General features: G+C 74.2%; 24 protein-coding genes. 19 read left to right on the top strand and 5 right to left on the bottom strand.

Translation table 11 applies throughout. From position 1 onward, the window contains the following. Positions 1-64: 64 nt before the first annotated feature. The gene (metF, locus tag KG111_RS10925; RefSeq protein WP_205292650.1) at positions 65-955 is read left to right on the top strand and encodes a methylenetetrahydrofolate reductase [NAD(P)H]; all 891 of its coding nucleotides are present in this window, start codon (positions 65-67) and stop codon (positions 953-955) included. 31 nt (positions 956-986) lie between these two features. On the opposite strand, the gene KG111_RS10920 is transcribed toward metF, so the two are convergent. Then, positions 987-2,309 carry a phytoene desaturase family protein gene (locus KG111_RS10920; RefSeq protein ID WP_205292649.1) on the bottom strand — a complete coding sequence of 441 codons (1,323 nt, stop codon included), beginning with the start codon at positions 2,307-2,309 and terminating at the stop codon, positions 987-989. A 26-nt stretch (positions 2,310-2,335) separates the two neighbouring features. Next, complete coding sequence (locus KG111_RS10915) at positions 2,336-2,809, bottom strand: YbaK/EbsC family protein (RefSeq protein ID WP_205292648.1); 474 nt, start codon at positions 2,807-2,809, stop codon at positions 2,336-2,338. Positions 2,810-2,867: 58 nt separating this feature from the next. Between KG111_RS10915 and KG111_RS10910 the strand changes: the two genes are divergently transcribed. The 5 genes from KG111_RS10910 (at position 2,868) to KG111_RS10890 (ending at position 5,901) form a co-directional block, all read left to right on the top strand. After that, positions 2,868-3,383, top strand: coding sequence for a hypothetical protein (locus KG111_RS10910; protein ID WP_205292647.1), 516 nt, complete (start codon positions 2,868-2,870; stop codon positions 3,381-3,383). Between the two features lie 72 nt (positions 3,384-3,455). Continuing rightward, complete coding sequence (locus KG111_RS10905; RefSeq protein WP_249666083.1) at positions 3,456-3,914, top strand: SAV_6107 family HEPN domain-containing protein; 459 nt, start codon at positions 3,456-3,458, stop codon at positions 3,912-3,914. An 86-nt stretch (positions 3,915-4,000) separates the two neighbouring features. After that, positions 4,001-4,714, top strand: a complete 714-nt coding sequence (locus KG111_RS10900) for a methyltransferase domain-containing protein (protein ID WP_205292646.1) — start codon at positions 4,001-4,003, stop codon at positions 4,712-4,714. An 85-nt stretch (positions 4,715-4,799) separates the two neighbouring features. Further along, complete coding sequence (locus KG111_RS10895) at positions 4,800-5,357, top strand: DinB/UmuC family translesion DNA polymerase (protein WP_205292645.1); 558 nt, start codon at positions 4,800-4,802, stop codon at positions 5,355-5,357. Positions 5,358-5,472: 115 nt separating this feature from the next. Continuing rightward, entirely contained in the window at positions 5,473-5,901 is a 429-nt protein-coding gene (locus KG111_RS10890) for an SCO2097 family morphological protein (RefSeq protein WP_205292644.1), read from the top strand. A gap of 23 nt (positions 5,902-5,924) precedes the next feature. On the opposite strand, the gene KG111_RS10885 is transcribed toward KG111_RS10890, so the two are convergent. From KG111_RS10885 to KG111_RS10875, 3 genes are read right to left on the bottom strand one after another with little or no spacing between them, the layout of a single operon-like run. Beyond that, positions 5,925-8,213, bottom strand: coding sequence for a transglutaminase TgpA family protein (locus tag KG111_RS10885; RefSeq protein WP_213449983.1), 2,289 nt, complete (start codon positions 8,211-8,213; stop codon positions 5,925-5,927). A gap of 17 nt (positions 8,214-8,230) precedes the next feature. Further along, entirely contained in the window at positions 8,231-9,478 is a 1,248-nt protein-coding gene (locus KG111_RS10880) for a DUF58 domain-containing protein (protein ID WP_213449982.1), read from the bottom strand. Between the two features lie 2 nt (positions 9,479-9,480). Then, entirely contained in the window at positions 9,481-10,521 is a 1,041-nt protein-coding gene (locus KG111_RS10875) for an AAA family ATPase (protein WP_205291790.1), read from the bottom strand. A 343-nt stretch (positions 10,522-10,864) separates the two neighbouring features. Between KG111_RS10875 and mraZ the strand changes: the two genes are divergently transcribed. The 13 genes from mraZ to KG111_RS10810 all read left to right on the top strand — a co-directional run bounded on the left by mraZ (position 10,865) and on the right by KG111_RS10810 (position 25,561). After that, a complete protein-coding gene (gene mraZ / locus KG111_RS10870) occupies positions 10,865-11,278 on the top strand; it encodes a division/cell wall cluster transcriptional repressor MraZ (protein WP_307820544.1) in 414 nt (137 codons plus the stop codon). 299 nt (positions 11,279-11,577) lie between these two features. After that, the gene (locus tag KG111_RS10865) at positions 11,578-11,742 is read left to right on the top strand and encodes a hypothetical protein (RefSeq protein WP_205291792.1); all 165 of its coding nucleotides are present in this window, start codon (positions 11,578-11,580) and stop codon (positions 11,740-11,742) included. A gap of 7 nt (positions 11,743-11,749) precedes the next feature. Next, positions 11,750-12,799 carry a 16S rRNA (cytosine(1402)-N(4))-methyltransferase RsmH gene (gene rsmH, locus KG111_RS10860; protein WP_205291793.1) on the top strand — a complete coding sequence of 350 codons (1,050 nt, stop codon included), beginning with the start codon at positions 11,750-11,752 and terminating at the stop codon, positions 12,797-12,799. Further along, positions 12,799-13,413 (top strand): cell division protein FtsL, encoded by a 615-nt coding sequence (gene ftsL / locus KG111_RS10855; RefSeq protein ID WP_205291794.1) that lies wholly within the window; start codon positions 12,799-12,801, stop codon positions 13,411-13,413. The genes rsmH and ftsL overlap by 1 nt, the downstream gene beginning before the upstream one ends. 64 nt (positions 13,414-13,477) lie before the next feature. Next, on the top strand, positions 13,478-15,295 hold the full coding sequence (locus tag KG111_RS10850; protein ID WP_240195820.1) for a peptidoglycan D,D-transpeptidase FtsI family protein: 1,818 nt from the start codon (positions 13,478-13,480) through the stop codon (positions 15,293-15,295). A 97-nt stretch (positions 15,296-15,392) separates the two neighbouring features. Continuing rightward, positions 15,393-16,895 (top strand): UDP-N-acetylmuramoyl-L-alanyl-D-glutamate--2,6-diaminopimelate ligase, encoded by a 1,503-nt coding sequence (locus KG111_RS10845; protein WP_490707489.1) that lies wholly within the window; start codon positions 15,393-15,395, stop codon positions 16,893-16,895. Continuing rightward, positions 16,892-18,280: a UDP-N-acetylmuramoyl-tripeptide--D-alanyl-D-alanine ligase gene (locus KG111_RS10840; protein ID WP_205291796.1), complete on the top strand. Its 1,389-nt coding sequence runs from the start codon at positions 16,892-16,894 to the stop codon at positions 18,278-18,280. The genes KG111_RS10845 and KG111_RS10840 overlap by 4 nt, the downstream gene beginning before the upstream one ends. Further along, the gene (gene mraY, locus KG111_RS10835; RefSeq protein ID WP_205291797.1) at positions 18,277-19,347 is read left to right on the top strand and encodes a phospho-N-acetylmuramoyl-pentapeptide-transferase; all 1,071 of its coding nucleotides are present in this window, start codon (positions 18,277-18,279) and stop codon (positions 19,345-19,347) included. Before KG111_RS10840 ends, mraY begins: the two co-directional genes overlap by 4 nt. Further along, on the top strand, positions 19,329-20,831 hold the full coding sequence (gene murD, locus KG111_RS10830) for a UDP-N-acetylmuramoyl-L-alanine--D-glutamate ligase (RefSeq protein ID WP_249666081.1): 1,503 nt from the start codon (positions 19,329-19,331) through the stop codon (positions 20,829-20,831). The genes mraY and murD overlap by 19 nt, the downstream gene beginning before the upstream one ends. A 168-nt stretch (positions 20,832-20,999) precedes the next feature. Further along, positions 21,000-22,202, top strand: coding sequence for a putative lipid II flippase FtsW (gene ftsW, locus KG111_RS10825; protein ID WP_205291798.1), 1,203 nt, complete (start codon positions 21,000-21,002; stop codon positions 22,200-22,202). A 10-nt stretch (positions 22,203-22,212) separates the two neighbouring features. Next, complete coding sequence (murG, locus tag KG111_RS10820) at positions 22,213-23,310, top strand: undecaprenyldiphospho-muramoylpentapeptide beta-N-acetylglucosaminyltransferase (RefSeq protein WP_205291799.1); 1,098 nt, start codon at positions 22,213-22,215, stop codon at positions 23,308-23,310. Next, complete coding sequence (gene murC / locus KG111_RS10815) at positions 23,307-24,746, top strand: UDP-N-acetylmuramate--L-alanine ligase (protein WP_205291800.1); 1,440 nt, start codon at positions 23,307-23,309, stop codon at positions 24,744-24,746. Before murG ends, murC begins: the two co-directional genes overlap by 4 nt. Continuing rightward, entirely contained in the window at positions 24,746-25,561 is an 816-nt protein-coding gene (locus KG111_RS10810) for a cell division protein FtsQ/DivIB (RefSeq protein WP_205291801.1), read from the top strand. Before murC ends, KG111_RS10810 begins: the two co-directional genes overlap by 1 nt. Positions 25,562-25,646: the final 85 nt, after the last annotated feature.

Raw genomic sequence — 25,646 nt, 5'->3', positions numbered from 1 at the left:
AGTGAGGTGCGCGGCGAGCGGGACGATCCCCCCTGTTCCAGTGACCGCGCCTAGACTCCGCGCCATGACTACCGGTTCTGGGCGCTCCCTGGGCGAGATCCTCCGCGGGGGAGAGCGGTCCTTCTCGTTCGAGTTCTTCCCGCCCAAGGACGACGCGGGCGAGGAGCAGCTGTGGCGAGCGATCCGCGCGCTCGAGCCGTACCGGCCCTCGTTCGTCTCCGTGACGTACGGCGCCGGCGGCACCACCCGCGACAAGACGGTCGCGATCACCGGGCGCATCGCGCGCGAGACCACGCTGGTCCCGATGGCGCACCTGACCTGCGTCGGTCACACCCGCGCGGAGCTCGAGGGCATCCTCGATGCCTACGCCGCCGAGGGGGTGCGCCACGTCATGGCGCTGCGCGGCGACCCGCAGGAGGGACCCCGCGCCGAGTGGTCGCCGACCGAGGGCGGCCTGAACTACGCCGTGGAGCTGGTCGACCTGGTCCGCTCCCGTGGCGACTTCCGGGTGGGCGTGGCCGCCTTCCCCGAGGGCCACCCGTCGGCGGCCTCGCTGGACGACGACGCCGACGTGCTGGTCGCGAAGGCCGAGGCGGGCGCCGAGTTCGCGGTGACCCAGATGTTCTACCGTGCCGAGGACTACTTCGGCCTGGTGGAGCGGGTCCGGGCGCGCGGCTGCGACATCCCGATCCTGCCGGGCATCATGCCGATCCTGAACCTCAACGCGATCCGCCGACAGGGCGAGCTGATCGGCACCAGCGTGCCGGCCGACGTGGTCGCCCGGATCAGCGCCTTCGACGGCGACCCGGTCGCGGTGCGCGCCGAGGGCATCAAGATCGCTGCCGAGCTGTGCCACGAGCTGCTCGCAGGTGGTGCGCCGGGCCTGCACTTCTACACGCTGAACCGCTCCAAGGCGACGCTGGAGATCTTCGAGGCGTTGCAGATCGCCGTCTGAGCTCCGGACACCCATGCGCCCGGGCTACCGGTCAGCGGGCCGCGGTGCCGATGAGCTGGGCGACGAGCGCGGCGGACTGCGTCACGAACGGCACCCCCGCGCCGGGCGCGCCGTGCGCGCCGGCGACGTAGACGCCCGCGATCGGCGTGTGCGGGCCCAGCCGGCGGCGTACCGTGCCGCGGCCCTGCCACAGCACCCCCATCGGCGAGCCGTGCCACTGCTCCACGGCCTGCCGGGGCGAGAGGTCGACGCGGGTCACGATGTTCTCCCGCACGTCGATGCGGTGCCGGGCGAGTGCGTCGACGATGTCCTCGGCGAGCTTGCCGCGCCCGTGCAGCGTCCACGCCGTGCCGCCCTCGGGTGCGGAGCCGCCGGGGCGCACCACGATCAGCGGCTCGGCGTGCAGCACCACCTCGTGGGTCAGTGCCGGTACGTCGCCGCTCAGGCCGAGGTGGGTGATCACCGGCGGGAGCGCCGGCATCGTGCGCGCGACGTGCGGGGCCAGGACCGGGATCCGCCGGGGGTCGACGGCCACCACGACGGCGTCGGCGTCCGCGTCTCCCTCCGGGGTGCGTACGGCGACCACCCGGCCCCCGCGCACCACGAGGTCGGTCACCGGGGTCGAGGTGCGCACGCTCACCTTGCGCGTGGCCAGGCGCGCGGTGAGCAGGTCGGCCAGCCGGGCCATGCCGCCCGGCAGCTGCCACCCGCCGAAGGTCTGCTCGAGGTAGGCGCGCACACCCACCCAGGACGGCACGTTGCGCAGGTCGTGGCCCTCGGCCACTGCCGGGTGGCCGGCGACCAGGGCGAGCCGCTCGTCGCGGAAGTCCCGGCGCAGCCGCTTGTGCAGCGTCTCGCGCGAGCCGAGGAGTGCGTCGAGCTCCTTCGACGTGCTCACCTTGGCGCGCGGGTCCCAGGGGGCCTCGACGTAGTGCCGGCGCAGCAGGTCCCACGTCTCGCCGTAGCTGTCGACGTGCTCGGCCCAGCGGCGGCCCAGGCCCGGCCCGAGCTCCTCCATCGCCGCCATCTGTGCGGCACGCGACCCGCCGGTCAGCCGCACGGAGGTGCGGTCGGCGAAGCGGTGCTCGCGCAGCACCTCCAGCGGCTCCAGCTCGCCGCGCAGCTCGGCCTCCAGCGGCCGTCCCGTCTTGCGGAACAGGTCGCGCAGCGCGGCCGGGAGCAGGGTGCTGGTCGGGCCCGCGTCCCAGGTGTAGCCGTCCTGATGCACCGGGGCGAGGGCGCCGCCGAGGCGGCCGCCGGCCTCGAGCAGCGCCACCTCGTGCCCCTGCTTGGCGAGCCGGGCCGCGGCGGCCATGCCGCCGAGGCCGCCGCCGACCACGATCACCCGCACCATCTGCTCGCTCCGCTTCCTGTGCTCGTCTACTCGACGTCGATCGGGGTGGCGCCGGTCATCGCGAGCAGCTCGTCGTACGTCGTCGAGAACACCGCGGCCGGGTGCCCGGCCGCCGCCCACACGACCTCGTGCCTGCGCAGCCAGGAGTCGATGTAGGTCCGGATCGGAGCCGGGTGGCCGATGGGGGAGACGCCCCCGATCACCTGCGAGGTGTGCTCCTTGACGAGCTCGGGCTTCGCGCGCTTGAGCGGTACTCCGCCGGTGCGCTCGCTGACCAGCGCGGTGTCGACCCGGTGCGCCCCCGAGGTGAGGATCAGCACCGGGGATCCGCCGGCGTCGAAGAGCAGGCTGTTGGCGATCGCGCCGACCTCGCACCCCAGGGCCTCGGCGGCGAGTGCGGCGGTGTGGACGCTGTCGGGCAGAATGACGATCTCGCCGGTCCCGCCACGCTCGCGATGGGCGGCGCGGAACCTGACGACGGAGGGATGGTCGGCCGACATGGAGGAGACCATAGCGATCGGCGCGCCCGTCGATGCAGTCGCGGATGCAGGAGGAACGATGACCAAGAGACCACCGGCCGTCGAGCTCGCCTGCTGGCTGTTGTGGCTGCAGATGGTCGCCGGCGCGCTCGTCTGCCTGATGGTGGTCGTGCGTCGCGACGACCTCGGCGCTGTCTGGTCCCCGATGCAGGTCGGGGACAGCACGGTCCAGCCGGTCGAGTTCGTGCCGGTGATCCTGGTGCTCTACGCCTGCACCGCCGTGCTCGCCGCCACCTGCATCATGCTGCTGCGCAGCGGCCACGACTGGGCGCGCTACGCGCTGGCGGCGATCGCGGTCGGCATCTTCGTGATCTGCGTGGCGACCGTGCGCACCGACCCGCCCGCGCTGGTCGACGCCTCGGCCATCGCCGGTGCGGTGCTGAGCGCGGTCACCCTGGTGTTCCTGCTGCACCCGCAGACCCACCGCTTCCTGCGTGACGCGGCCGCCGTGCGCGGCGACACGGAGCAGACGCCGCCCGGCGCCCAGGGCGCCGTCGAGCGCGCGGGCGCGGGAAAGGGCTCCCGCGACGCTTGAGTGCTGTCGGAGGGGCGGTGTAGGTTCGACGGTGTTCGAACAGATGTTCGATCACCGTCGAAGGAGGAGCCCGTGCCCGAGCCGACCGCACCCCGCCCGTGTGGCCCGCACACGCTGCCGGCGACCACCCACAGCTACCTGCTCCGCTCGGCCGAGTCGCTGAGCGAGGCTGTCGCGGCGCCGGATGCCGCCACGCGGTACTCCTGCGCCCACGTCGCGGCCCTGCGCGCCGCCGCCGCGTTGCTGTCGGCGCGCGCCCGGCCCGTGGCCCCGCGCCGCCGCCCTCAGCGCAACGCCTGGGTGCTGCTCGCCGAGGTGGCCCCGCAGCTCGCGGAGTGGGCGACCTTCTTCGCTGCGGGCGCCGCCAAGCGCGCCGCCGCGGAGTCGGGCTCCTCGCGAGCGGTGACCGAGCGGGAGGCCGACGACCTGGTCCGTGACGCCGACCGGTTCCTGGCCGTCGTCGAGCAGTCGCTGGGGCTGACCCCGCACGCCGCCCTCGGCGACCAGCTCCTCGGCCTGGCCGCGGTCTGAGTCCAGGCTGGGCGCGGCCGGGTGTGGGCTGGGTGCGGGCTGGCGGCCGTGCGGACCTCGCAGGTCGATGTTCTAGTGTTCCGGGCATGGCTTCTCGCGAGCAGCGCGGTTCGGTACGGACCGCGGTCGTCTGGGACACGCTCACCGCAGCGCTGGGCGAGGGGCCCCGCGACGTGGTCGACCTCGGCGGCGGCACCGGCGGCCTCGCCGTCCGGCTGGCCGGCGCCGGTCACCGGGTCCGCGTCGTCGACCCCAGCCCCGACGCCCTGGCCTCGCTGCGCCGCCGTGCCGAGGAGGCGAGGCAGCAGGTGGTCGGCCTGCAGGGCGACGTCACCGACCTCGTCGAGGTCGTCGGTGCGGGCAGCGCGGATGTTGTGGTGTGCCACGGCGTGCTGGAGGTGGTCGATCCCGGGCAGGCGCTCGCCCGGGTCCGCGAGGTCCTGCGCCCCGGCGGACTGCTCAGCCTCGTCGTGGGACAGCGCCACGCCGCGGTGCTCGCGCGGGCCATGGCCGGCCACTTCGTCCAGGCCCGCGACCTGCTCGACGACGCTGAGCCGCTCGACGCCCGCACCGGGCGCCGGTTCACCGCCGAGGAGGTCGCCCGGCTGCTCGTGGCGGCGGGCTTCGAGCCGCAGGCGACGTACGGCGTGCGCGTGTTCGGCGACCTGGTGCCGGCTGCGCTCGTCGACCTCGAGCCCGGCGCGGCCGGGTCGCTCGTCGAGCTGGAGCGCGCCGTCGCGCAGCGCCCGGAGTACTTCCCGCTCGCCACGCAGCTGCACGTCCTCGCCACCCGCCCCTGACCTAGCCCCTGACCCTGCCGGTGGTGGTCGGTGGCGGGCACCGGGGCGTGGTGCTCTCCGTGAACTACCTGGCCCGTCGATCTCGGTGGCCAAGCTGGCCAGCCGGCTGGCGAAGCCGGACGGCGTGCGGGCCATCCCGCCGGACCGCGTCCCCGCCGAGGTCCACCCCCTCGACGTCGGCGCGTTGTACGGCGTCGGTGAGGCCACCCGACGCCGGCTGCACCTGCACGACCTCGCCTGGGGCACCGACCGCGACCGGCTCCGTCCCGGCGGCGCGGGCGTATTCGGGTTGGGGGAGGGCGAGGCCGAGCGCAGCATGGGTGCCCAGCACACGCTGGCCGCGGACGTGAGCGACCGCGACGCACTGCACCGCGAGCTGCTCGCCCTGGTCGCCCGGGTGACCCGCAGGGCGCGGACGGCCGGTCGGTTGCGACGCACCGTCGCCGTCACGGTGCGCCTGGCGGACTTCACCACGACCACCCGCTCGCGCAGCCTGGCCGAGCCCACGGCCGGATGGCTCGACATCGACCGCGCCGGTGACCGAGCAGCGGCTCGGTTCGGCAGCCGCGCGCTCACCCGTGCCAGCCTGCTCCGGCCCGGCGCCGGAGAGCCGGACCGGCCGCCGGGGTGGCCCACCGGATAGCTCGCGTGACCCCGATCGCACTATTTCGGGGGACGGCCTATCCCACGTTGACCGAGCCTGCCTACACTTGAGGTCAGCCATGGGCGTACTCGCCTCGCACGTGTCGGAGGAAACGGTGCCACTCTCAGAAGAGGAGCTGCGACTGCTCGAGCAGATGGAGCGTGCGCTGAGCGAGGAGGACCCCAAGTTCGCCTCCACGTTGCGCGGCACCTCCCTGCGGCAGGCGGCTCGCCGGCGGGCGATCCTGGCGGGCGGCGTGTTCGTCGTCGGTCTCGGCGTGATGATGGCGGGCGCGGTCAGCGGCTACTGGCCGGTGGGCGTCGGCGGCTTCGTGATCATGCTGGTCTCGGCCACCATGCTGCTCACCGCGATCAGCGGCCATCGCCACGCGGGTGATCCCCACATCGCCGCCCACCCCTCGGGCTTCGGCGTCGTCGAGGGCGGCCGCGGCCGCCGCGGCTCCTCCCGCTCCGGTGGCTCCTCGCGGTTCATGGAGACCCTGCAGGCGCGTTGGCGCCGCCGCCGCGAGCGCGGCGGCTTCTGACCCCGGCCCACCGGGTCCCCGGCCTACCGCCGCGGCTCGCGGCCGCCGGACCACACTGACAGCGGCGCCCAGGTCGCGCGCCGCCGCGCTGCCTTGCCGGCGGATGCCTCCAGGGCGGCCGTGACCGTCCCGGCGTCCTCGCGCAGCGTCGTCCGCTCCAAGGTGGACACCGAGCCCGGCCGGGCGTAGCGACCGCGCTCCACCTCGGCCACGATCCGGGCCAGTGCGGAGGTGGCGTCCTCGCCCCCGTGGTCGGTGAGGTGCGCGCCCAGCGCCTCCCCGACGGCGGCGGGGGAGCGGCCCTCGGGCCAGTCCAGACGCAGGTCGGCGGCGGTGGCGCGCAGCTCCGCCCACACCTGCTCCGGTCCGTCGTCGAGGCGGCGCTGCCGCTGGCGTCGGCGCAGGGCCCGGGGCCCCAGCGAGGCTCCCGCGACGATCACCGCCCCCGCGAGGGCCGCGAGCAGGACCAGGATCGTGCGGCCGGACGCACCGGCAGGACCGTCGTCAACTCCCGAGGCCGCCTCCCGCGGGGCCGTGCTGGGAGTGACGCTCGGCGCCGCCGTGGGCGCGCTCTCGCTGGGCTGCGCGCCACCCGGGCCGGCGGCGGGGTCGTCGCTGTCCGCGTCGCCGCCGACAGCGACGCGGGAGTAGGCGGGCACGGCGTCGACCCGCCCGGCCGGAGTGGGCTCGAAGCGCACCCAGCCGGCGCCGGCGAAGTACAGCTCGGGCCAGGCGTGCAGGTCGTGGCTGCTGTACTCCCAGGTCGTCGGGCTGATCCGGTCCGGCTCCAGGAACCCGACGGCGACGCGGGCGGGGATGCCGAGCGTCCGCGCCATCACCGCCATCGCGGAGGCGTACTGCTCGCAGTAGCCGACCCGGCCGTCCTCGGACAGGAAGGCCTCCAAGGTGTTGTTGCCCGTGCCGTCCGGCGCCCGGCGCAGGTCGTAGACGAAGCCGCCGTCGCGGCGGAACCAGCGCTGCAGCAGCAGGGCCCGCTCGTAGTCGTTGGTCGCCTCGTCGGTCACCTCGCGGGCCAGGGCGCGCACCATCTCCGGGAGGCTGTCGGGAAGCTCGAGCATGTCGTCGGGCACCGCTCCCGTGGCGGCGTCGCGGAAGAAGCGCCCGTCGGTGCCGTAGCGCGGCTCGAGGCCGATCATCCGGTAGGTCAGATCCCGGGTGTCGCCGTCGTCGGCGGCCAGGAAGTCCATGGTGTCGGGGTCGAAGCGCCAGTCGCCCTCCGCAGTCACCGCCGCGGCCGGGAACTGGGTGGGCAGCCAGGTGGAGTCGAAGTCCTCGGTGACGCGCACCTCGTAGGCGTAGGAGCGCCGCGGCACGGCGGTCGTCATGCCGGCCGGGGCCGGCAGCTCCCCGTCGGCCTTGTCCTCCCGGGCGACGTCGCGGTCCCCGCTGCTCCACTCCTGGCCGGTGAACCGGTGCAGCACGGAGATGCGCAGGTAGGAGGGGGAGGGGTCGTCGGTCTCGACGGTGAGCATCGGGATGTCCACGTCGCGCTCCAGGTCGCGGCGCATGTCGGCGACGGGCTTGCGGATGCGGATGTCGCCGTCCCCGCTGCGGTTGCCGAGGTCGAGCAGGTCGACGCCGAGGGTCGGGATGAACGCAGGTACGGCGAGGGCGAGCACCGTCGCGCCGACCCCGATCCGGCCCGCACCTGCCCGGGCCGCGTCCAGCACCGGGTTGGTGCGCACCCAGCGCACGTCGTCGCCGCTGGGGCCCACGCCGCGGCCCCAGCGCCGCAGGCCCTCGCGGCTGTCCAGGTGCAGCATCAGCAGGAACCCCAGGGCCGCCACCGCGAACGGCGCGGCACCGGGACCGTCCTCGAGCAGGCCGCTCGGCACCGCGTAGACGGCGAGCAGGACCAGACCGGCTCCGGGCACCCGGCGAAGGGTGGCGGCCACGACGTCGACGAGGAGGAGGAAGCCGGCGCCGCTCACCAGGAGCAGCGGCCACACCGGCGGCGCGCCGGGGCCGATCGGCGCCGCGAAGGTCCGGGCGCTGTCCACCGCGACCTCGAGCGAGCCCCACAGCTCGGCGCCCGGGGCGCCGACGAAGACGGGGGAGCCGGTGACCTGGTAGCAGACCAGTGCTGCCACGGCCACCGCCTGCGCCAGCACCGTCACGGCGCGCGGCGCGCCGCGCCAGCGCAGCAACGTCCCCAGCCCGGCGACGACCACCGCGACGACGGCGAGCCCGTCCAGGTAGCTGGACGGCTGTGCCACGAAGTCGCGCCACGCGGTCAGCGTCACCCACGTCGTGGCCGCGGCGAGGGCCGGGATGCCGAGGGTCGCGCCCACGCCGAGCGCCGGGGCTCTCACTGCCCGGCCGCCTGTCGCGGTGCCGCCGCTGCGGCCCGGACCGCGGTGCGACCGAGGTCGCGCCACACGGCGTCGAGGCGGTCACGCGGCCCCAGCCCCACGGCCCGCCACCCCGCGACCAGCAGCGGCGCCGCCGCGGCGGCCGCGCCGTCGCTCCTGCCGGTGGCCGACCACTGCGCGACGTCGAGGACCATCGCGAGCGCGGCGGCGGCCTCGTGGCGCAGGCGGCGCAGGGCCGGGGCATCGGCGTCGGCGAGCTGGCCCAGGATCGCCACCACGACCCCGCCCCGGGGTGCGTCGCCGCGGTGCGCGGGCTGCAGGAGGGCGTGCGGGACCAGCTGCAGCACGGCCAGGCGCTGCAGCGCCTCCTCGGCGTTGAGCGCCACCGTCCCCTCGGCGGTGCTCAGCCGGACGGAGTAGCCCTGGGAGGCCAGGTGGGTGATCACCGACGCGGCGGCCACGACAGCCGTCTCCAGGCTGGAGCCGGCGCCCTGGCCACGGTGCACGTGCGCCCGGTTGTCGAGGAGCACGTGGGCGTGTGCCTCCCACGGCTCCTCCTCGCGGCGCACCATGAGCTCGCCGACACGGGCGGAGCTGCGCCAGTGCACCCGCCGCAGGTCGTCGCCACGCCGGTACTCGCGCACGCTGGCGTCCTCGGTCGACCCGGCGGCGAACGCCTGGGCCCGGTGCTCGCCGGTGCCCTGCCAACCGCCGGCGGCGGGGATCGCCGACAGCGGGACCACGCGCGGCGTGACGACCAGCGTCGCGACCCCCGGCACCGCGCGGCGTCGTTCGACAAGGCCGAACGGGTCGCCCATGCGCACCACGAGCGGACCGACGGCGTACTGACCGCGAAGGTCTGCGCGCACCGGGTAGTCGACGCTGCGCTCCCACCGCTGGCCCAGGCCCTGCAGCACGAGGCGTGGCCGGTCGCCGAGCGCGTAGGGCACCCCGTCCTCCACCAGCAGCGCGCCGGGGGCGCGGCCCGATCCGGCGGCGATCGTCAGCCCGATCCGCGCCGACTCGCCCGCACGCAGCGTGCGCGGCTGCACGTCCCGACTCACCTGCAGGTCCGGCACGCGGCGCCGCGCCAACAGCAGCGCCAGCAGCGGAAGACTGGCCACCAGCACGCCCACCCGGCTCAGCGCGGGCTGGCCGAGGACGACGGCGCAGGCGATGGCGGTGAGCCCGGCGGCGAGGAACGTGCGTCCGCGCAGGGTGAGAGGGGAGAACGGCCGGCGCACGGTCAGTACGACGCCGGGTCGGGGACCGGTACCCGGTTGGCGATGTCCGCCAGGATCGAGTGCGCCCCGCGCCCGGCCACCGTCGCCTCCGGGCCGGGCAGCAGGCGGTGGGCGAGCACGGGCTGGAGCAGGACCAGCAGGTCGTCGGGCAGCACGTAGTCGCGGCGGTGCATGGCGGCGCGCGCCTTCGCGGCCCGCACGAGGTGCAGGGTGGCTCGCGGCGAGGCGCCCAGGACCAGCTCGGGGCTCTGCCGGGTGGCCGAGGTCAGCGCGACGGCGTAGCGCTGCACCGCCTCGGAGACGTGCACGTCGGCGACGGTGGCGCACAGCTTGCGCACCTCGGCGGTGTCGGTGACCGGCTCGAGGTCGTCGAGGGGGTTCGTCGCCCCGTGGTTGCTGAGCATCGCGATCTCGGCCGCCGGCACGGGGTAGCCGATCGAGACCCGGGCGAGGAACCGGTCCCGCTGCGCCTCGGGCAGGGGGTAGGTGCCCTCCATCTCCACCGGGTTCTGGGTCGCGATCACCATGAACGGCGACTCGAGCTGGTAGGTGACGCTGTCGACGCTGACCTGGCGCTCGGCCATGCACTCCAGCAGCGCGGACTGGGTCTTGGGGGAGGCGCGGTTGATCTCGTCGCCGATCACGACGTTGGCGAAGATCGCGCCGGGACGGAACTCGAAGCTGCGCGTCGACTGGTCGTAGACCGAGACGCCGGTGATGTCCGAGGGCAGCAGGTCCGGCGTGAACTGGATGCGTCGCACGGTGGAGTCGATGCTGCGCGCCAGTGCCTTGCTGAGCATCGTCTTGCCGACCCCGGGGATGTCCTCGATGAGCAGGTGGCCCTCGGCGAGCAGGACGACGATCGCGGCGGAGACCACCTCGGGCTTGCCCTCGATCACCTTCTCCACGTTGTCGCGGATCCGCTCGGCGACGCGGGCGACGGCATCGACGTCGGCCGCACCGGCCGCCGGGGTCGGTCTCTCGACGCGCTGGCCACGGGGCGGGGGCGGGGGTGTCAGCGGCTCCACGTGGTGCTCCCTCATCGGTGCTTGGGCTTCTCCTCACCCTACGGCGCACGCGGGCAGCGCCGTCGTCGAGCAGCCGCCACGCCCCACGCGGCACCACGTTCCTCCACCTTCCGCTCCACCTTCCTCCACCTCGCCCCACGGCGCTCGGTGAGCCGGCTGCGGGGCGTCGTACGCCGCTGACCTGCGGGTTCGCGCGACACGGAACGCAGCGACGACGCGGCGGGGAGTACCGAGGCGCGAATCCGCACCGGAAAGGGGTGCGCGGGTGGTTGACCGTGGGGGATTGTGGAGTAATGTGGTGGAAAGTGGAGGAGGACACGACCTCACGTCGAACTGCTGGGGGTGCCGGATGCTCTTCATGGGCACCTACACCCCGAAGCTCGACGAGAAGGGCCGCGTCTTCCTCCCCGCGAAGTTCAGGGAGCGGCTGGCGGAGGGCATCGTGGTGACACAGGGGCAGGAGAGGTGCCTGGTCGTGTGGCCCACCGACGTCTTCGCCGAGGAGGCCGAGCGGGCCGCGGCCCGCCCCATGACCAGTCGCTCGGCCCGTCGCTACGCCCGGATCCTGTTCGCCGGCGGTGACGAGAGCCGTCCCGACAAGCAGGGCCGGATCGGCATCCCGGCGCACCTGCGTGAGTACGCCGGCCTCGAGCGCGACGTCGTCGTGATCGGTGTGCGTGACCGGCTGGAGATCTGGAACCCCGCCGCCTGGCGCGAGTTCCAGGCCGAGGCGCTGGAGGACTACTCCGACCTGGACGAGGACGACGACTAGCTCCACCACCGCGCCCCCACGGCGCGGCACAACTCCACAGCGGATCCGCAGGACGAGGTCTCAGCCCGCTCCCGCACGGCGCATCCCGTTGACCGGCACGCGCACCTGTAGCACCTTCCCCGGCCACAGGCGCGACACCCACGACGGGATCACCCGGTCATCTGGAGCACTTCCCCGGCCCCAGACGACACCCGAACACACCGGCAGGAGCGGGCAGGGACCTGGCTCTGCGGATCCCCCGGACCCTCCGAACCCGGAGGGTCCTCCAGTAGTTCCAGCAGCGGTCGAAGGGTCGAGACATGAGCGTGACCGGCACCCAGGCACCGGGTTCCTCCGGCACCGGCGCACCGCCACCGCGCGTGCGCCAGCAGGCGCGCGACGCCCTGGTGCTGATGGGGTTCTCCCTCGGGGTCTCGCTGCTCTGCGCGGCACTGCTGCTGCTCGCCCGCCTCGGGGAGCGCTGAGCAGGCCATGAGCGGTCCCCGCCACGTCCCCGTCATGCTCGACCGGGTCGTCTCCCTCCTCGCGCCTGCCCTGAGCGAGCCCGGCTCGGTCCTGGTCGACGCCACCCTGGGCCTCGGCGGCCACAGTGAGGCGGTCCTGACCCGCCTGCCGCAGGCCAGGGTGATCGGCATCGACCGTGACCCCGACGCGCTCGCGATGAGCCGGGAGCGCCTGGCCCCGTTCGGGGACCGGTTCACCGGCGTGCACGCGGTGTACGACGAGATCGGCGACGTCCTGGCCGACGCCGGCCTGGACACCGAGGCCGGCGTCGCCGGCGTGCTCTTCGACCTCGGGGTCTCCTCGATGCAGCTCGACGTCGCCGAGCGGGGCTTCGCCTACTCCGTCGACGCACCGCTGGACATGCGGATGGACGGCAGCACGGGGCCGACCGCGGCCGACGTGCTCAACACCTACAGCGCCGCCGACCTCGCCCGCGTGCTCAAGCAGTACGGCGAGGAGCGGATGGCCCGGCGGATCGCGGACGCCGTGGTCCGCGAGCGTGCCCGGGAGCCGTTCACCAACTCCGCACGTCTCGTGGAGCTGCTCTACGACGTCATCCCCGCCCCGGCCCGGCGCACCGGCGGCCACCCCGCGAAGCGCACCTTCCAGGCGCTGCGGATGGAGGTCAACGACGAGCTGCGCGTCCTCGAGCGGGCGATGCCGGCCGCGGTGGCGGCCATCGGGCTCGGCGGCCGGGTCGTCGTGGAGTCCTACCACTCCCTGGAGGACCGGCTGGTGAAGCGAACCTTCGCGGACGCCGTGCGCCTCGACGTGCCCGACGACCTGCCGTTCGTGCCCGAGGGGGCCGAGCCGTCGTACCGGCTGGTGACGCGGGGCGCGGAGCAGGCCGACGAGGCGGAGATCGCGGAGAACCCCCGCGCCGCGTCCGTGCGGCTGCGCGCCATCGAACGGGTCCGTCCACGCGGCGTCGGTGGCGACACCAGCAGGACCAGCAAGCCGAGCAGCACCAGCAGGACCAGCACCGACCGTGAGACCAAGGGCAAGGGAGCCTTCTAGTGTCCAGCACCGCATCCGCGCAGCGCGCCCGTCTCCCGCACGCCGCGCCCCGCATGGCGCAGGCGGCCCTCGAGCGCGCCCGGCTCAGCGTCGTCCCGCGCCGACGGACCACCGCGCCCCGGGTCCCGTTCGTCACCTTCGTCAGCATCATCCTGCTCGGCGGCGTGATCGGGCTGCTGCTGTTCAACACCTCGATGCAGCAGGCGTCGTTCCAGGCCACGGCGCTGCAGAAGCAGGCCACCGACCTGTCCGCGCAGCAGGAGGCGCTCGAGATGGACCTGCAGTCCCTGCGTGAGCCGCAGCGCGTGGCCCGTGCGGCACAGCGCCTCGGCATGGTGATCCCGGCGACCCCCGCCGGCGTCCTCCACCTCGGCAGCGGCCGGATCAGCGGCCAGCCCACCCCGGCCAGTGCCGCCGACAGCATCCCGCTGAACACCCCGGCGCCGAGCAAGCCGGCCCAGCTCGAGCGGCGCGTGGTGAAGGTCAAGGTCAAGGCGCCCGCGACCGATCCGGCGGCGGCCGAGACGGCCGCCGGGAAGGCGGCGAAGGCGAAGCGGGCGGAGCGCGCGGAGCGGGGAGCGGGCGCCGGCGGCGCGTCCACCCGGAATCGGTGACCGCGCCGCCTAGGTTTGATCCGACCCGGGCGCAGAGGACCCGGCGCCGACCAGGACGAGAGCGTTGAGCCGAACCAACCCACTGCGCAGGATCAGCCGTGACGCCGCGGAGCGGCGCGGGGCGCCGCACCGGCGCCTGCAGATCGGCTTCCTGCTGATCGCGATCGTGCTGTCCGTCTTCGCCGGACGCCTGATCCAGCTCCAAGGCCTGGACCCGAAGGCCTACGCCCAGATGGCGGCCGCGGAGGGATCGCAGGTCGTGACGCTGCCGGCGAGGCGCGGTGAGATCCTCGACCGCAACGGCGAGGCGCTCGCCGAGAGCGTCGACGGGCGGATGGTCATCGCCGACCCGGCGGTGACCGCCAAGGTCGCACCCGAGCTCGCGACGTTCCTGGCCCAGGAGCTCGGCGTCGACTACTTCGAGACCCTCGCCAGGCTCCGGGTCGAGGGCAGCCGCTACCAGTACGTCGCGCGCCAGGTCCCGGCCAGCAAGGCCGAGAAGGTCGTCGCCGACGCCAAGGAGCGATTCGCCGAGGACGACCGCCCCTTCGTCGGGCTGGCCACCGAGCGCGACCCGGTCCGGGTCTACCCGAACCGCGACGTCGCCGCGAACGTGATCGGGTTCCTGGCCGAGAACGGCGAGAAGGGCGCCAAGGCCGCCATCGTCGGCCGGGCCGGCCTGGAGGACGCCTTCGACACCTTCCTGTCCGGCAAGGACGGCGAGGCCCGCTACGACATGGGGGCGGGCAACCGCATCCCGCTCGGTGAGAACACGATGACGCCCGCCGTCGACGGCAAGGACCTGCGCACCACCATCGACCGCGACCTGCAGTTCTACGCCCAGCGCGTGCTGCAGCAGACCGTGGAGCGCTCCGACGGCGAGTCCGGCATCGCGGTGATCATGGACAGCCGCACCGGGCAGCTGCTCGCGCTGGCCGACTACCCGACGTACGACGTCTCGGACCCCTACGAGTACCCCAAGGAGCGCTACACCTCCTCGGCGCTGACCGACGTCTTCGAGCCGGGCTCGGTCGGCAAGGTGCTCACGATCAGCTCCCTGGTCGACGCCGGCCTGGCGTTCAAGGAGCAGAAGCTCAAGGTGCCGGGCAGGCTGAACCGGCAGGACCGCCCGATCGGCGACTACTGGGACCACGGCACGCTGCGGCTCACGCTGGCGGGCGTGATGGCCAAGTCGTCCAACGTGGGCACCGTGCTCGCCGCCGACCAGTTCAAGCGTGGCCAGCTGCGCTCGTACCTGCTCGCCTTCGGCCTGGGCTCCCAGACCGGCGTCGGCCTCGGCGGGGAGAGCAAGGGCATCGTGCCCCAGGGTGCGGCCTGGACCTCCCAGGTCGGCGACCGCGTCGCGTTCGGTCAGTCGCTGTCGGTCAACGCGGTGCAGATGACCGCCGCGGTCAACACCATCGCCAACGGCGGCGTGCGGGTCGACCCCAGCCTGGTCACCGGCTCGGCGGTCACCGACGAGGGACGCACCGTGGGCAGCGACTCCGCCCGTACCCGCCGCGTGATCAGCGAGGCGGCGGCCACCGAGACGATGCTGATGATGGAGCGGGTCCTGGACCCCGAGGAGGGCGTCGCCCCGCGGGCCGCCGTGCCCGGCTACCGCGTCGCCGGCAAGACCGGCACCGCCCAGCGCGTCGTCGACGGCCGCTACGACGGCAGCACCTCGGTCTCCTTCGCCGGATTCGCCCCCGCCGACGACCCGCGCTTCACGATTTACGTCGTCGTGCACGCTCCACGGTCGGGCTCGGGTGGTGGCAGCGTGGCCGGTCCGGCATTCTCGAAGCTGATGAGCTACACGTTGCGCCGCTATGGAGTCCCGCCGACCGGGGCCAAGCCGAACCAGACCCCGGTCGAGTGGTGAGCCCCGCGTGGTGACCCCCGGACCCGCTGACCGACCGACCACTTCACCGACCACTTCACCGGCCACTTCACCGGCCGCCCCACCGGCGACCCGGCCGCTGCACCCGAGGCTGACGCCGCTGGGCGACCTGGCGGCGCTGCTCGGTGTGCCCGGCACGTTCGCCGACGTGCGCGTCGGTGGCCTCACGCTGGACTCGCGCCGGGTGCAGCCGGGCGACCTCTACGCCGCGCTGCCCGGCGCCCGGGCCCACGGCGCCGCGTTCGTCGCGCAGGCCGCCGAGGCCGGCGCCGTCGCGGTGCTCACCGACCCGGCCGGGGCCGAGCAGGCCGTCGCCGGGCTTCCGCTGCTCGTGGTGCCCGACCCGCGCGCGGTGCTCGGCTCGCTCGCCGCGCAGGTGTACGGCGACCCCGCCGCCGCGCTGACGACGATCGGCGTCACCGGCACCCAGGGCAAGACCACCGTGACCCGGTTGCTCGACGGCGGGCTGCTGGCCGCCGGGGTGCGCAGTGCGGCGATCGGCACCGTCGGCACCCGCATCGCCGGCGAGGAGGTCAAGACCTCGCTGACCACGCCGGAGGCTCCCGACCTGCACGGCCTGTTCGCGCGGATGCGCGAGCTCGACGTCAGCGCGTGCGCGATGGAGGTCTCCAGCCATGCGCTGGTGCTGGGTCGCGTCGACGGCGTCCGCTTCGACGTCGCCGTCTTCACCAACCTCGGCCGCGACCACCTCGACTTCCACGCCGACGTCGAGGAGTACTTCGCGGCCAAGGCGCTGCTGTTCACCCCCGAGCACGCCCGCCTCGGCCTGGTCTGCATCGACGACGAGCACGGGCGGCGGCTGCTGGAGCAGGCCACGATCCCGGTGCGCAGCTATGCCCTCGGCGATCCCGACGCCGACTGGACGGCGCACGACGTGGACTCGCACGCGGACGGGTCGCGGTTCGTGGTGCACGGCCCCGATGGGCTGCGCGTCCCGGCCGCCGTGCCGCTGCCCGGTGCCTTCAACGTCGCCAACGCGCTGGCCGCGATCGCGGCGGCCGCCGAGGCCGGCCTCGACCCCCACGCCGTCGCCGACGGCATCGCCCGCTCGGGCGGCGTGCCCGGTCGCCTGGAGCGGGTGCCGACCAGCCTCGACCTCTCGGTGGTCGTCGACTACGCCCACAAGCCCGACGCCCTCGAGGCGGTGCTGAACACGCTGCGGCCCGTCACCCGCGGCCGGCTGGTCGCGATCGTCGGCGCAGGCGGCGACCGTGACCGCGGCAAGCGCCCGGTGATGGGGGAGATCGCCGCGCGCCTCGCCGACGTCGTGGTGGTCACCGACGACAACCCGCGCACCGAGGACCCGGCCGCGATCCGGGCCGAGGTGCTGGCCGGTGCCCGCAGCGCCGAGACCACGGGAGCTGCCCGGGCGGAGGTCCGTGAGGTCGGCGACCGGGGCGCGGCGATCCGCGAGACCCTCGCCGGCGCCGGGCCCGGCGACGTGGTGCTGATCGCCGGCAAGGGACACGAGAGCGGACAGGAGGTCGCCGGCGTGGTGCACCCGTTCGACGACCGTGAGGTGGCCCGCGAGGTGCTTCGCGAGCTGGAGGAGAAGCGATGAACCCGATCAGGCTCTCCGAGGTCGCCGCCGTCGTCGGTGGCACGCTGCACGGCGAGGACGTGCTCGTCACCGCGCCGGCCTACATCGACAGCCGCGCCCCGATCCCCGGCGGGCTCTTCGTCGCCGTCGCCGGTGAGCGCGTCGACGGACACGACTTCGCCGCCGGCGCCCACGCCGTGCTCGGCACCCGGCCCACGGCCGCCCCCACCGTCGTGACCGACGACTCGGTGGCGGCGCTGGGCCGGCTCGCCCGGCACCAGATCGATGCGACCAGCGCCAGCGTCTTCGCGCTCACCGGGTCCCAGGGCAAGACCGGGACCAAGGACTATCTCGCCGCGGTCCTGGCCAGCCTCGCCGGCGAGGACGCGGTGGTGGCCACCCGCGCCAACCACAACAACGAGCTCGGCGTGCCGCTCACCGTGCTGCGCGCCGACGACTCCACCCGCCACGTGGTGGTGGAGATGGGGGCGCGTGGCGGTGGCCACATCGCCTACCTGTGCTCGATCGCCCCGCCGCGGATCGCCGCCGTGCTCAACGTGGGCACCGCCCACGTGGGCGAGTTCGGCAGCCGGGAGGCGATCGCGCAGGCCAAGGGCGAGATCGTGGAGGCCCTCGACGCCGACGGCGTCGCGGTGCTCAACGCCGACGACCCGTTGGTGGCCGCCATGGCGCGTCGTACGACGGCGCGGGTGCTCACCTTCGGTGCCGAGGCGGCCGTCCGCTGGCGCGACGTCTCCTACGACGCGCTCGGCCGCCCCACGTTCGAGCTCGGTCACGACGGCGCGTGGCACCCGGTCACGCTGCGCCAGGTCGGCGGGCACCAGGTGGCCAACGCCGCCGCCGCGGCCGCCATGGCCCTGGCCGCCGGGTACGACGTCGCCGCTGTCGCGGCCGCGCTGTCGGAGGCCGAGGCCGCCTCCCCGATGCGCATGCAGCTGAGCGAGCGCGCCGACGGGCTGGTCGTGGTGAACGACGCCTACAACGCCAACCCGGAGTCCACCCTCGCCGCGCTGGAGGCCCTGATGCGGATCGCGTCGGCCCGGCCCGGTGGCCGGTCGATCGCGGTGCTGGGTGAGATGCGCGAGCTCGGCGCCGAGCACGAGGCCGGGCACCGCTCGGTGGGTGCGGCGGCCGTTGCGCTGGGTGTCGACGTGCTGGTCGTGGTGGGGGAGCAGGCCGCGCCGGTGGCGGCCGGCGCCGCGGATGCGGCGGGAGGCGCCGCATCCGGCTGGCAGGGTGACGTAGTCGTCACGGCGGGCCGGGAGGAGGCTGCCGCCTGGGTGCGGCAGAATGCGCGGGCGGAGGACGTCGTCCTCGTCAAGGCGTCGCGTGGCGCCGCCTTGGAGCTCGTGGCACAGACGATCCTGGAGGGAACGACAGCGTGAGAGCGATCCTGCTCGGAGGTGGAATCTCACTGCTGATCTCGTTGCTGGGCACCCGGGTGGTCATCAGCCTGTTCACCCAGTGGGGCTACGGCCAGGAGATCCGCGACGACGGCCCGACCAGCCACCACACCAAGCGCGGCACGCCCACGATGGGCGGGGTGGTCATCATCCTGGCCGCCGTGATCGGCTACTTCGCCGCCAAGCTGATCACCTTCACCCCGCCCAGCGCCTCGGCACTGCTGCTGCTCTTCCTGTTCGTCGGGATGGGCCTGGTCGGCTTCCTCGACGACTTCATCAAGATCTCCAAGCAGCGCAGCCTGGGGCTGCGCAGCAAGGCCAAGATGGCCGGGCAGACGGTGATCGCGCTGGTCTTCGGCTGGCTGGCGCTCTCGCCGTGGCTGGAGGACGAGAACGGCCGCACGCCGGCCAGCGAGAAGCTCTCCTTCCTGCGTGAGCTCGACTGGTTCGTGCTGCCCACGATCCTCGCGCTCCTGCTGATCTGGCTCTTCGTCGCCGGGTTCTCCAACGCCGTCAACCTCACCGACGGCCTCGACGGCCTCGCCGCGGGCGCCTGCGCGATGGTGTTTGGCGCCTACATGCTGGTCAACATCTGGCAGAGCAACCAGTTCTGCCAGGACGTGCCCAGCGCGTCCTGCTACAACGTGCGGGACCCGCTCGACCTCGCGATCATCGCCGCGGCCATCACCGGGGCCTGCTTCGGCTTCCTGTGGTGGAACGCCTCGCCGGCGAAGATCTTCATGGGTGACACCGGCTCCCTGGCGCTCGGCAGCGCGCTCGCCGGGTTCGCGATCCTCACCCGCACCGAGCTGCTGCTGGTCATCCTCGGCGGCCTGTTCGTCCTCGAGACGATGTCGGTGATGCTGCAGGTCGGCTTCTTCAAGCTCACCAAGGGCAAGCGGATCTTCCGGATGGCCCCCATCCACCACCACTTCGAGATGCTCGGCTGGGAGCAGGTCACCGTGGTGATCCGGTTCTGGATCATCACCGGCCTCTTCGTGGCCACCGGCCTGGGCCTGTTCTACGCGGAGTGGGTGTCGAAGCTGTGAGCCGCGACGTCACCACGCTGGGCCGGCGCGACGCCTGGACCGGCGTGCGGGCGGTCGTGGCCGGCTTCGGTGCCAGCGGTGCGGCCGCCGTCGACAACCTGCTGCACCTGGGCGCCGACGTGCACGCGGTCGCGGAGAGCGTCAGCCCGCGCATCCTCGAACGCGTCGAGCTGCTCGAGGTGCTCGGCGCGCGGATCGACGTGCACACCGGCGCGACCCACGACCTGCCCGCCGGCGACGTCGACCTGCTCATCGTCTCGCCGGGGTTCCGCCCCGACGCGCCGATCGTGACGGCCGCCCGCGAGCGCGGCGTCGTGGTGTGGGGCGAGGCGGAGCTGGCGTGGCGGCTGCGGGACCCCGCGAACCCGGCGCCGTGGCTGTGCGTCACCGGCACCAACGGCAAGACCACGACCGTGCAGATGCTCGAGTCGATCCTGCGCGCTGCGGGCCTGCGCACCGTCGCGGCCGGCAACGTCGGCCTGCCGCTCACCGAGGCCGTCATGGACCCCGAGGGATACGACGTCCTCGCCGTCGAGCTGTCCAGCTTCCAGCTGCACTCGGTGCAGACCATGGCCGCGGAGAGCGCCGTGGTGCTCAACGTCGCCGAGGACCACCTCGACTGGTACGAGAACCACGGCGGCATGTCCGGCTACGCCCGCGACAAGGGCCGCATCTACGAGGGTGTCGAGCGCGCCTGCGTCTACAACGTGGCCGACCCGGTCACCGAGCAGCTGGTCCGCGACGCCGACGTCGTCGAGGGGGCCCGCGCGGTCGGGTTCACCCTCGGCGTGCCCGGCCCCGGGATGCTCGGCGTGGTCGACGAGTTCCTGGTCGACCGGGCCTTCATCGCCGAGCGCGGCACCAGCGCCGCCGAGCTGTGCACCCTCGACGACCTGGCCTCCCAGGCGCCGCACTTCATCGCCAACGCCCTGGCCGCCGCCGCGCTGGCCCGCGCGCACGGCGTGAGCCAGGCCGCCGTGCGCGACGGCCTGCGCGCGTTCCGTCCCGGCGACCACCGGATCGCGGTGGTCACCGAGCACGAGGCAGTCACCTGGGTCGACGACTCCAAGGCCACCAACCCGCACGCCGCCGCCTCGTCGCTGGCCGCCTTCGACTCCGTGGTGTGGGTCGCCGGCGGGCTCGCCAAGGGCGCCACCTTCGACGACCTCGTCGCGACCGTCGGCTCCCGGCTGCGTGCCGTCGTGCTTCTCGGCGAGGACCGCGGCCTCATCGCCGACGCGCTTTCGCGACACGCACCCGATGTGCCCGTCTTCGACGTCGAGAGCACCGAGACTGGAGACGCTGAGAGTGGGTCCGGAGGGGACCTGATGAGGCGCGTCGTGGCGGCGGCCGCCGGCGTGGCCCAGCCGGGCGACACCGTGCTGCTGGCTCCGGGGTGTGCCTCGATGGACCGGTTCACCGACTACGCCGCCCGCGGGGACGCGTTCGCCGCGGCGGTGCGGAAGCACACCGGCACCGAGTAGGACAGAGCCGCACCGTCGGCGAGGAACGAGCAGAGCGAGGGGGACGTCATCACCACCGCGAACCCCGAGGACGCCCGGCTCTCCCTGCGCGAGCGGCTGCGGCGCCGTCCTCGGCTCGGCACCCCGGGCGCCCCGCGTGGCCCGCGGGCCCCGCGCACAGCGCGTGCCGTGACGCCGGCCCCACGTCGTACCGGATGGCTGGGAGCGGTCCAGGACGCCCTCGGCCGGCCGCTGACCACCTACTACCTGCTGCTCGGCGCCACCGCGCTGCTGCTCACCATCGGGCTGATCATGGTGCTCAGCGCCTCCAGCGTCGCCTCCTTCCGCCAGACCGGCGACTCCTACACCGTCGTACGACGCCAGCTGATGTGGGTCGCGCTCGGTGTGCCGTGCGCCTTCATCGCCTCCCGGGTCTCGGTGCGCTGGGTGCGCGGGCTGTCCTACCCGGCCTTCACGCTCTCGCTGATCCTGCTCGGGCTGACGGCCGCGATCGGCGTCGAGGTCGGCGGCAACACGAACTGGCTCGCGCTCGGGCCGGTGCAGATCCAGCCCTCGGAGATCGCGAAGCTGTCGCTGGTGATCTGGGCCGCCCACATCTACGCCAACAAGGAGCGCCGCCTGGCCAACCTGCACCAGATGCTGGTGCCGGTGGTGCCCGGCATGGTGCTGGCCACCGGCCTGGTCGTCATCGGTCGCGACCTCGGCACCGCGCTGGTGTTCTTCGCGCTGCTCGTCGCCATGCTGTGGGTGGTCGGCGCCCCGGGCAGGCTGTTCGTGCTCGCGCTGATGTCGGTCTCCGCGGTGGCGCTGGCGATGGCGGCGACCTCGTCGGTGCGCGCCGCCCGGCTGGCCAACTTCGTGGACCCGTTCAAGGACTACCACGGCACCGGCTGGCAGCCCGCGCACGGCCTCTACGCGCTGTCCAGCGGGGGAGTGTTCGGTGAGGGCATCGGGGCCAGCCAGCAGAAGTGGGGCCAGCTGCCGGAGGCCCACACCGACTTCATCTTCGCCGTGCTCGGCGAGGAGCTCGGCCTGGTCGGCACCCTGCTCGTGGTCGGGCTGTTCCTGGTCATCGCCTACGCCGGCATCCGGGTGGCGCGGGAGACCAAGGACCCGTTCGTGCGCTACTGCAGCTTCGGCATCGTGGTGTGGCTGCTCGGCCAGATGATCATCAACGTCGGCATGGTGCTGGCGCTGCTGCCGGTGATCGGCATCCCGCTGCCGCTGGTCTCCTACGGCGGCTCCAGCCTGCTGCCCACACTGGCCGCGCTGGGCCTGGTGATCGGCTTCGCCCGCCGCGAGCCGGCGGCGGCGCGCGCGCTGAAGCAGCGGCGCCGGGCCTCCTCCGCCGGGCTGTCGGCGCGTCGGTAGGTTGGCTCCCGTGCGAGTTCTGTTGGCCGGTGGGGGAACGGCGGGGCACACCTCGCCGCTGCTCGCCACCGCGGACGCCCTGCGGCGCCTGGTCCCCGATGTCGAGATCACCTGCCTGGGCACGCCCCGCGGCCTGGAGAACACGGTGGTGCCTGCCGCCGGGTACCCGCTGCGTCTCGTGCCCCCGGTGCCGCTGCCGCGCCGGCCCGGCAAGGACCTGCTCGCCGTCCCGGTGCGGCTGCGCGCCGCGGTCCGCGCGGCCCTCGACGTCGTCGACGAGGTGCGCCCCGACGTCATCGTCGGCTACGGCGGCTACGTCTCCGTGCCGGCCTACCTCGCGGCCCGGCGACGCCGGATCCCGCTGGTGGTGCACGAGCAGAACGCGCTGCCCGGCATCGCCAACAAGCTCGGTGCCCGCGTGGCGACCCGGGTCGCGGTCAGCTTCCCCGACACCCCGCTCAAGGGTGCCGAGTACGTCGGCCTGCCGATCCGCCGGATGATCTCCGCGCTGGACCGCGACGCCGTGCGCGCCGAGGCCCGGGCGTTCTTCGGCCTCGACGCCGACCGGCCCACGCTGGTCGTCACGGGCGGCTCGCAGGGCGCGCGCCGGCTCAACCGCGCGGTCAGCGCCGCCGCGCCCGCCCTGGCCGCCGCCGGGGTGCAGGTGCTGCACGCCATCGGCCGGCACGGCACCGAGGACCCCGACTGGAACGCCCCGTCCCCGGGCGCGGTGCCCTACGTGGTGGTGCCGTTCGTGGAGCGGATGGACCTCGCCCTGGCCGCGGCGGACCTGATGATCTGCCGCTCGGGCGCCTCCAGCGTCGTCGAGGCCTCGGCGAGCGGCGTGCCGGCGATCTTCGTCCCCCTGCCGATCGGCAACGGCGAGCAGGCGCTGAACGCCCGTCCCGTCGTCGAGGCCGGGGGAGCGATCCTGGTCGACGACGCCGACCTCAGTGCCGAGTACGTCGCCGCGACGGTGCCGCCGCTGGCCACCGACCCGGCCCGGCTGGCCGCGATGGGCCGGGCCGCCGCGGCGCTGGTGCCCCGCGACGCGGACGATCGGCTTGCCGAGATCATCCGCGACGTGGCGACGGCGGGTGCCCGATGAGGATCCCCGTCCCCGAGCAGATCCTGCCCGCCGAGCAGCTGGGCCGCGTCCACTTCGTCGGCATCGGCGGGGCGGGGCTGTCCGGCATCGCCCGGATCATGGCCCGCCGTGGTGTGCCGGTCACCGGCAGCGACGACAACGACACCCCGTTCCTGGCCCCGCTGCGCGAGGTCGACGTCCCGATCCACCTCGGCTACGCCGCCGAGCACGTCGCGGACGCCGACACGCTGGTCGTCACCACGGCCGCGCGCGAGGACAACCCCGAGGTCCTCGAGGCCACCCGCCGCGGGCTGCGGCTGCTGCCCCGCTCGGCGGGGCTGGCCGCGGTGATGGCGGACCGCACCGTGCTCGCCGTGGCCGGCACGCACGGCAAGACCACCACCACCAGCCTGCTCGCCGTCGCCCTGATCGCGGCCGGCGCGGACCCGTCGTACGCCGTGGGCGGGGTGCTCAGCGCCACCGGGCGCAACGCCGACCTCGGCGCCGGCGACCTGTTCGTCGCCGAGGCCGACGAGAGCGACGGCGCCTTCCTCGTCTACGACACCCACGCCGCGATCGTGCTCAACATCGAGGCCGACCACCTCGACGTGTGGGGCACCGAGGAGGCCTACGCCGCTGCGTTCGAGGACTTCGCCGACGGGATCGACCCCGCCGGGTTCCTGGTCTGCGGCGTGGACGACCCCGGCGCGGCCCGGCTCGCCGAGCGGCAGCGCCGCGCAGGGCGACGGGTCGTGACGACGGCCGTGGACACCGAGGCCGACCTGCGCGCGGTCCGGCTGCGGACCGCCGGCGGCGGCACCACCTTCGCCGTCGAGCGTGACGGCATCGAGCTCGGCGAGGTCGCGCTGCGGATCCCCGGGCGCCACTACGTCGTCGACGCGCTCGCCGCGCTGGCCATGGGCCTGGAGCTCGGCCACGACTTCGCCGCCCTGGCCGCCGGCCTGGGCTCCTTCGTCGGCACCGGGCGCCGGATGGAGCCGATCGGCACCGTCGGCGAGGGCGCGGACGCGGTACGGGTCTACGACTCCTACGCCCACCACCCCAGCGAGATCCGCGGCGACCTGCAGGCCGCGCGGTCGCTGGTCGCCGACGGCGGACGCCTGGTGGTCTGCTTCCAGCCGCACCTGGTCTCGCGGACCAGGATCTTCGGCGTGGAGATGGGGGAGGCGCTCGGCGCCGCCGACGAGGTGGTCGTCCTCGACGTCTACGTCGCCCGCGAGCAGCCCGACGCCGACGTCACCGGCGCGCTGGTCGCCGACGCGGTCCCGTTGGCCGCCGAGCAGGTCCACTTCGTGGCGGACCGCTCCGCCGCGCTGGACACCCTGGTGTCCACCGTGCGGCCGGGCGACCTGGTGCTCACCCTGGGGGCCGGCGACGTCACCGCGCTGGCGCCGCAGATGGTCGCCGCACTCGACGCGCAGCGGGGCCCGGCGTAGTGGCGCAAGGCTCCGGCTCGACGCGGCGTGGCAAGGCCGGTGACAAGACCCGCACGAAGGCCCGCGGCACGGGGAAGGGCAGAGCGGACTCGGCGAACCCCGCCCTCGACCGGGCCCGCCGGGCGTTCCTGCGCCGGCAGCGGAGGCGCCGCTGGCTGACCTGGCGCTACGTGGTCGCGGCGGTGGCCGCGGTGAGCCTGCTCGCCTTCGGCATCTACGCCGTCTACTTCTCGTCCTGGACCCGTGCCGAGGGCGTGGTGGTGCTCGGCACCGACCTGCTCAGCACCGAGCAGGTGCTGGAGGCCGCCGAGGTGCCCACCGGTGGCGCCCTGGCCCGGGTCGACCTGGACCCCATCGCCAAGCGGGTGGGCTCGCTGGCGGCGGTGCGCTCGGTCGACGTGTCGCGCAAGTGGCCCCACGACGTCCGGATCGAGGTGGTCGAGCGCAAGGCGGTCGCCGTGCTCGACCAGGGCCGCCGCGAGATGGCGCTGGACGCCGACGGCACCGCCTTCCCGGCTCCGCCGCGGGCGCTGGAGGGTCTGCCCCGGGTGCGCGTCGGCGCCGGTGCCGACCGCAACGCGCTCAGCGAGGGCGCCGCGGTCGTGGCCTCCCTCGACCGTGAGGTCGCGGCCCTGGTCGAGTACGCCTCGATCCGCACGGTCGACGAGATCATGCTGCACCTGGAGGACGGTCGCCTCGTCCGCTGGGGGAGCGCGGGCCAGTCCGAGGAGAAGGCCGCGGTCCTGCTCAAGCTCCTCGCCGTCGAGGCCACGACGTACGACGTCTCGGTCCCCGGCGCGCCCACCACCCGTTGAGCAGGGCTCCTGCTGGGCGCGTTCCCAAACAATGGCGCGCAATCGCGCGCGGACGCGGCGTGTCTGCACCGCGGGACGTCTCGTC

It is taken from the genome of Nocardioides faecalis, assembly GCF_018388425.1.
GTDB lineage: Bacteria > Actinomycetota > Actinomycetes > Propionibacteriales > Nocardioidaceae > Nocardioides > Nocardioides faecalis.
This window is presented reverse-complemented; position numbering and strand designations above follow the sequence as displayed.

Coding starts and splice junctions, on each gene's coding strand:
- metF (WP_205292650.1), top strand. CDS start 65: ATGACTACCGGTTCTGGGCGCTCCCTGGGCGAGATCCTCCGCGGGGGA.
- KG111_RS10865 (WP_205291792.1), top strand. CDS start 11,578: ATGAGCGTGACCGGCACCCAGGCACCGGGTTCCTCCGGCACCGGCGCA.
- KG111_RS10840 (WP_205291796.1), top strand. CDS start 16,892: ATGAACCCGATCAGGCTCTCCGAGGTCGCCGCCGTCGTCGGTGGCACG.
- KG111_RS10915 (WP_205292648.1), bottom strand. CDS start 2,809: ATGTCGGCCGACCATCCCTCCGTCGTCAGGTTCCGCGCCGCCCATCGC.
- KG111_RS10910 (WP_205292647.1), top strand. CDS start 2,868: ATGACCAAGAGACCACCGGCCGTCGAGCTCGCCTGCTGGCTGTTGTGG.
- KG111_RS10875 (WP_205291790.1), bottom strand. CDS start 10,521: ATGAGGGAGCACCACGTGGAGCCGCTGACACCCCCGCCCCCGCCCCGT.
- mraZ (WP_307820544.1), top strand. CDS start 10,865: ATGGGCACCTACACCCCGAAGCTCGACGAGAAGGGCCGCGTCTTCCTC.
- KG111_RS10920 (WP_205292649.1), bottom strand. CDS start 2,309: ATGGTGCGGGTGATCGTGGTCGGCGGCGGCCTCGGCGGCATGGCCGCC.
- murC (WP_205291800.1), top strand. CDS start 23,307: ATGAGGATCCCCGTCCCCGAGCAGATCCTGCCCGCCGAGCAGCTGGGC.
- KG111_RS10900 (WP_205292646.1), top strand. CDS start 4,001: ATGGCTTCTCGCGAGCAGCGCGGTTCGGTACGGACCGCGGTCGTCTGG.
- rsmH (WP_205291793.1), top strand. CDS start 11,750: ATGAGCGGTCCCCGCCACGTCCCCGTCATGCTCGACCGGGTCGTCTCC.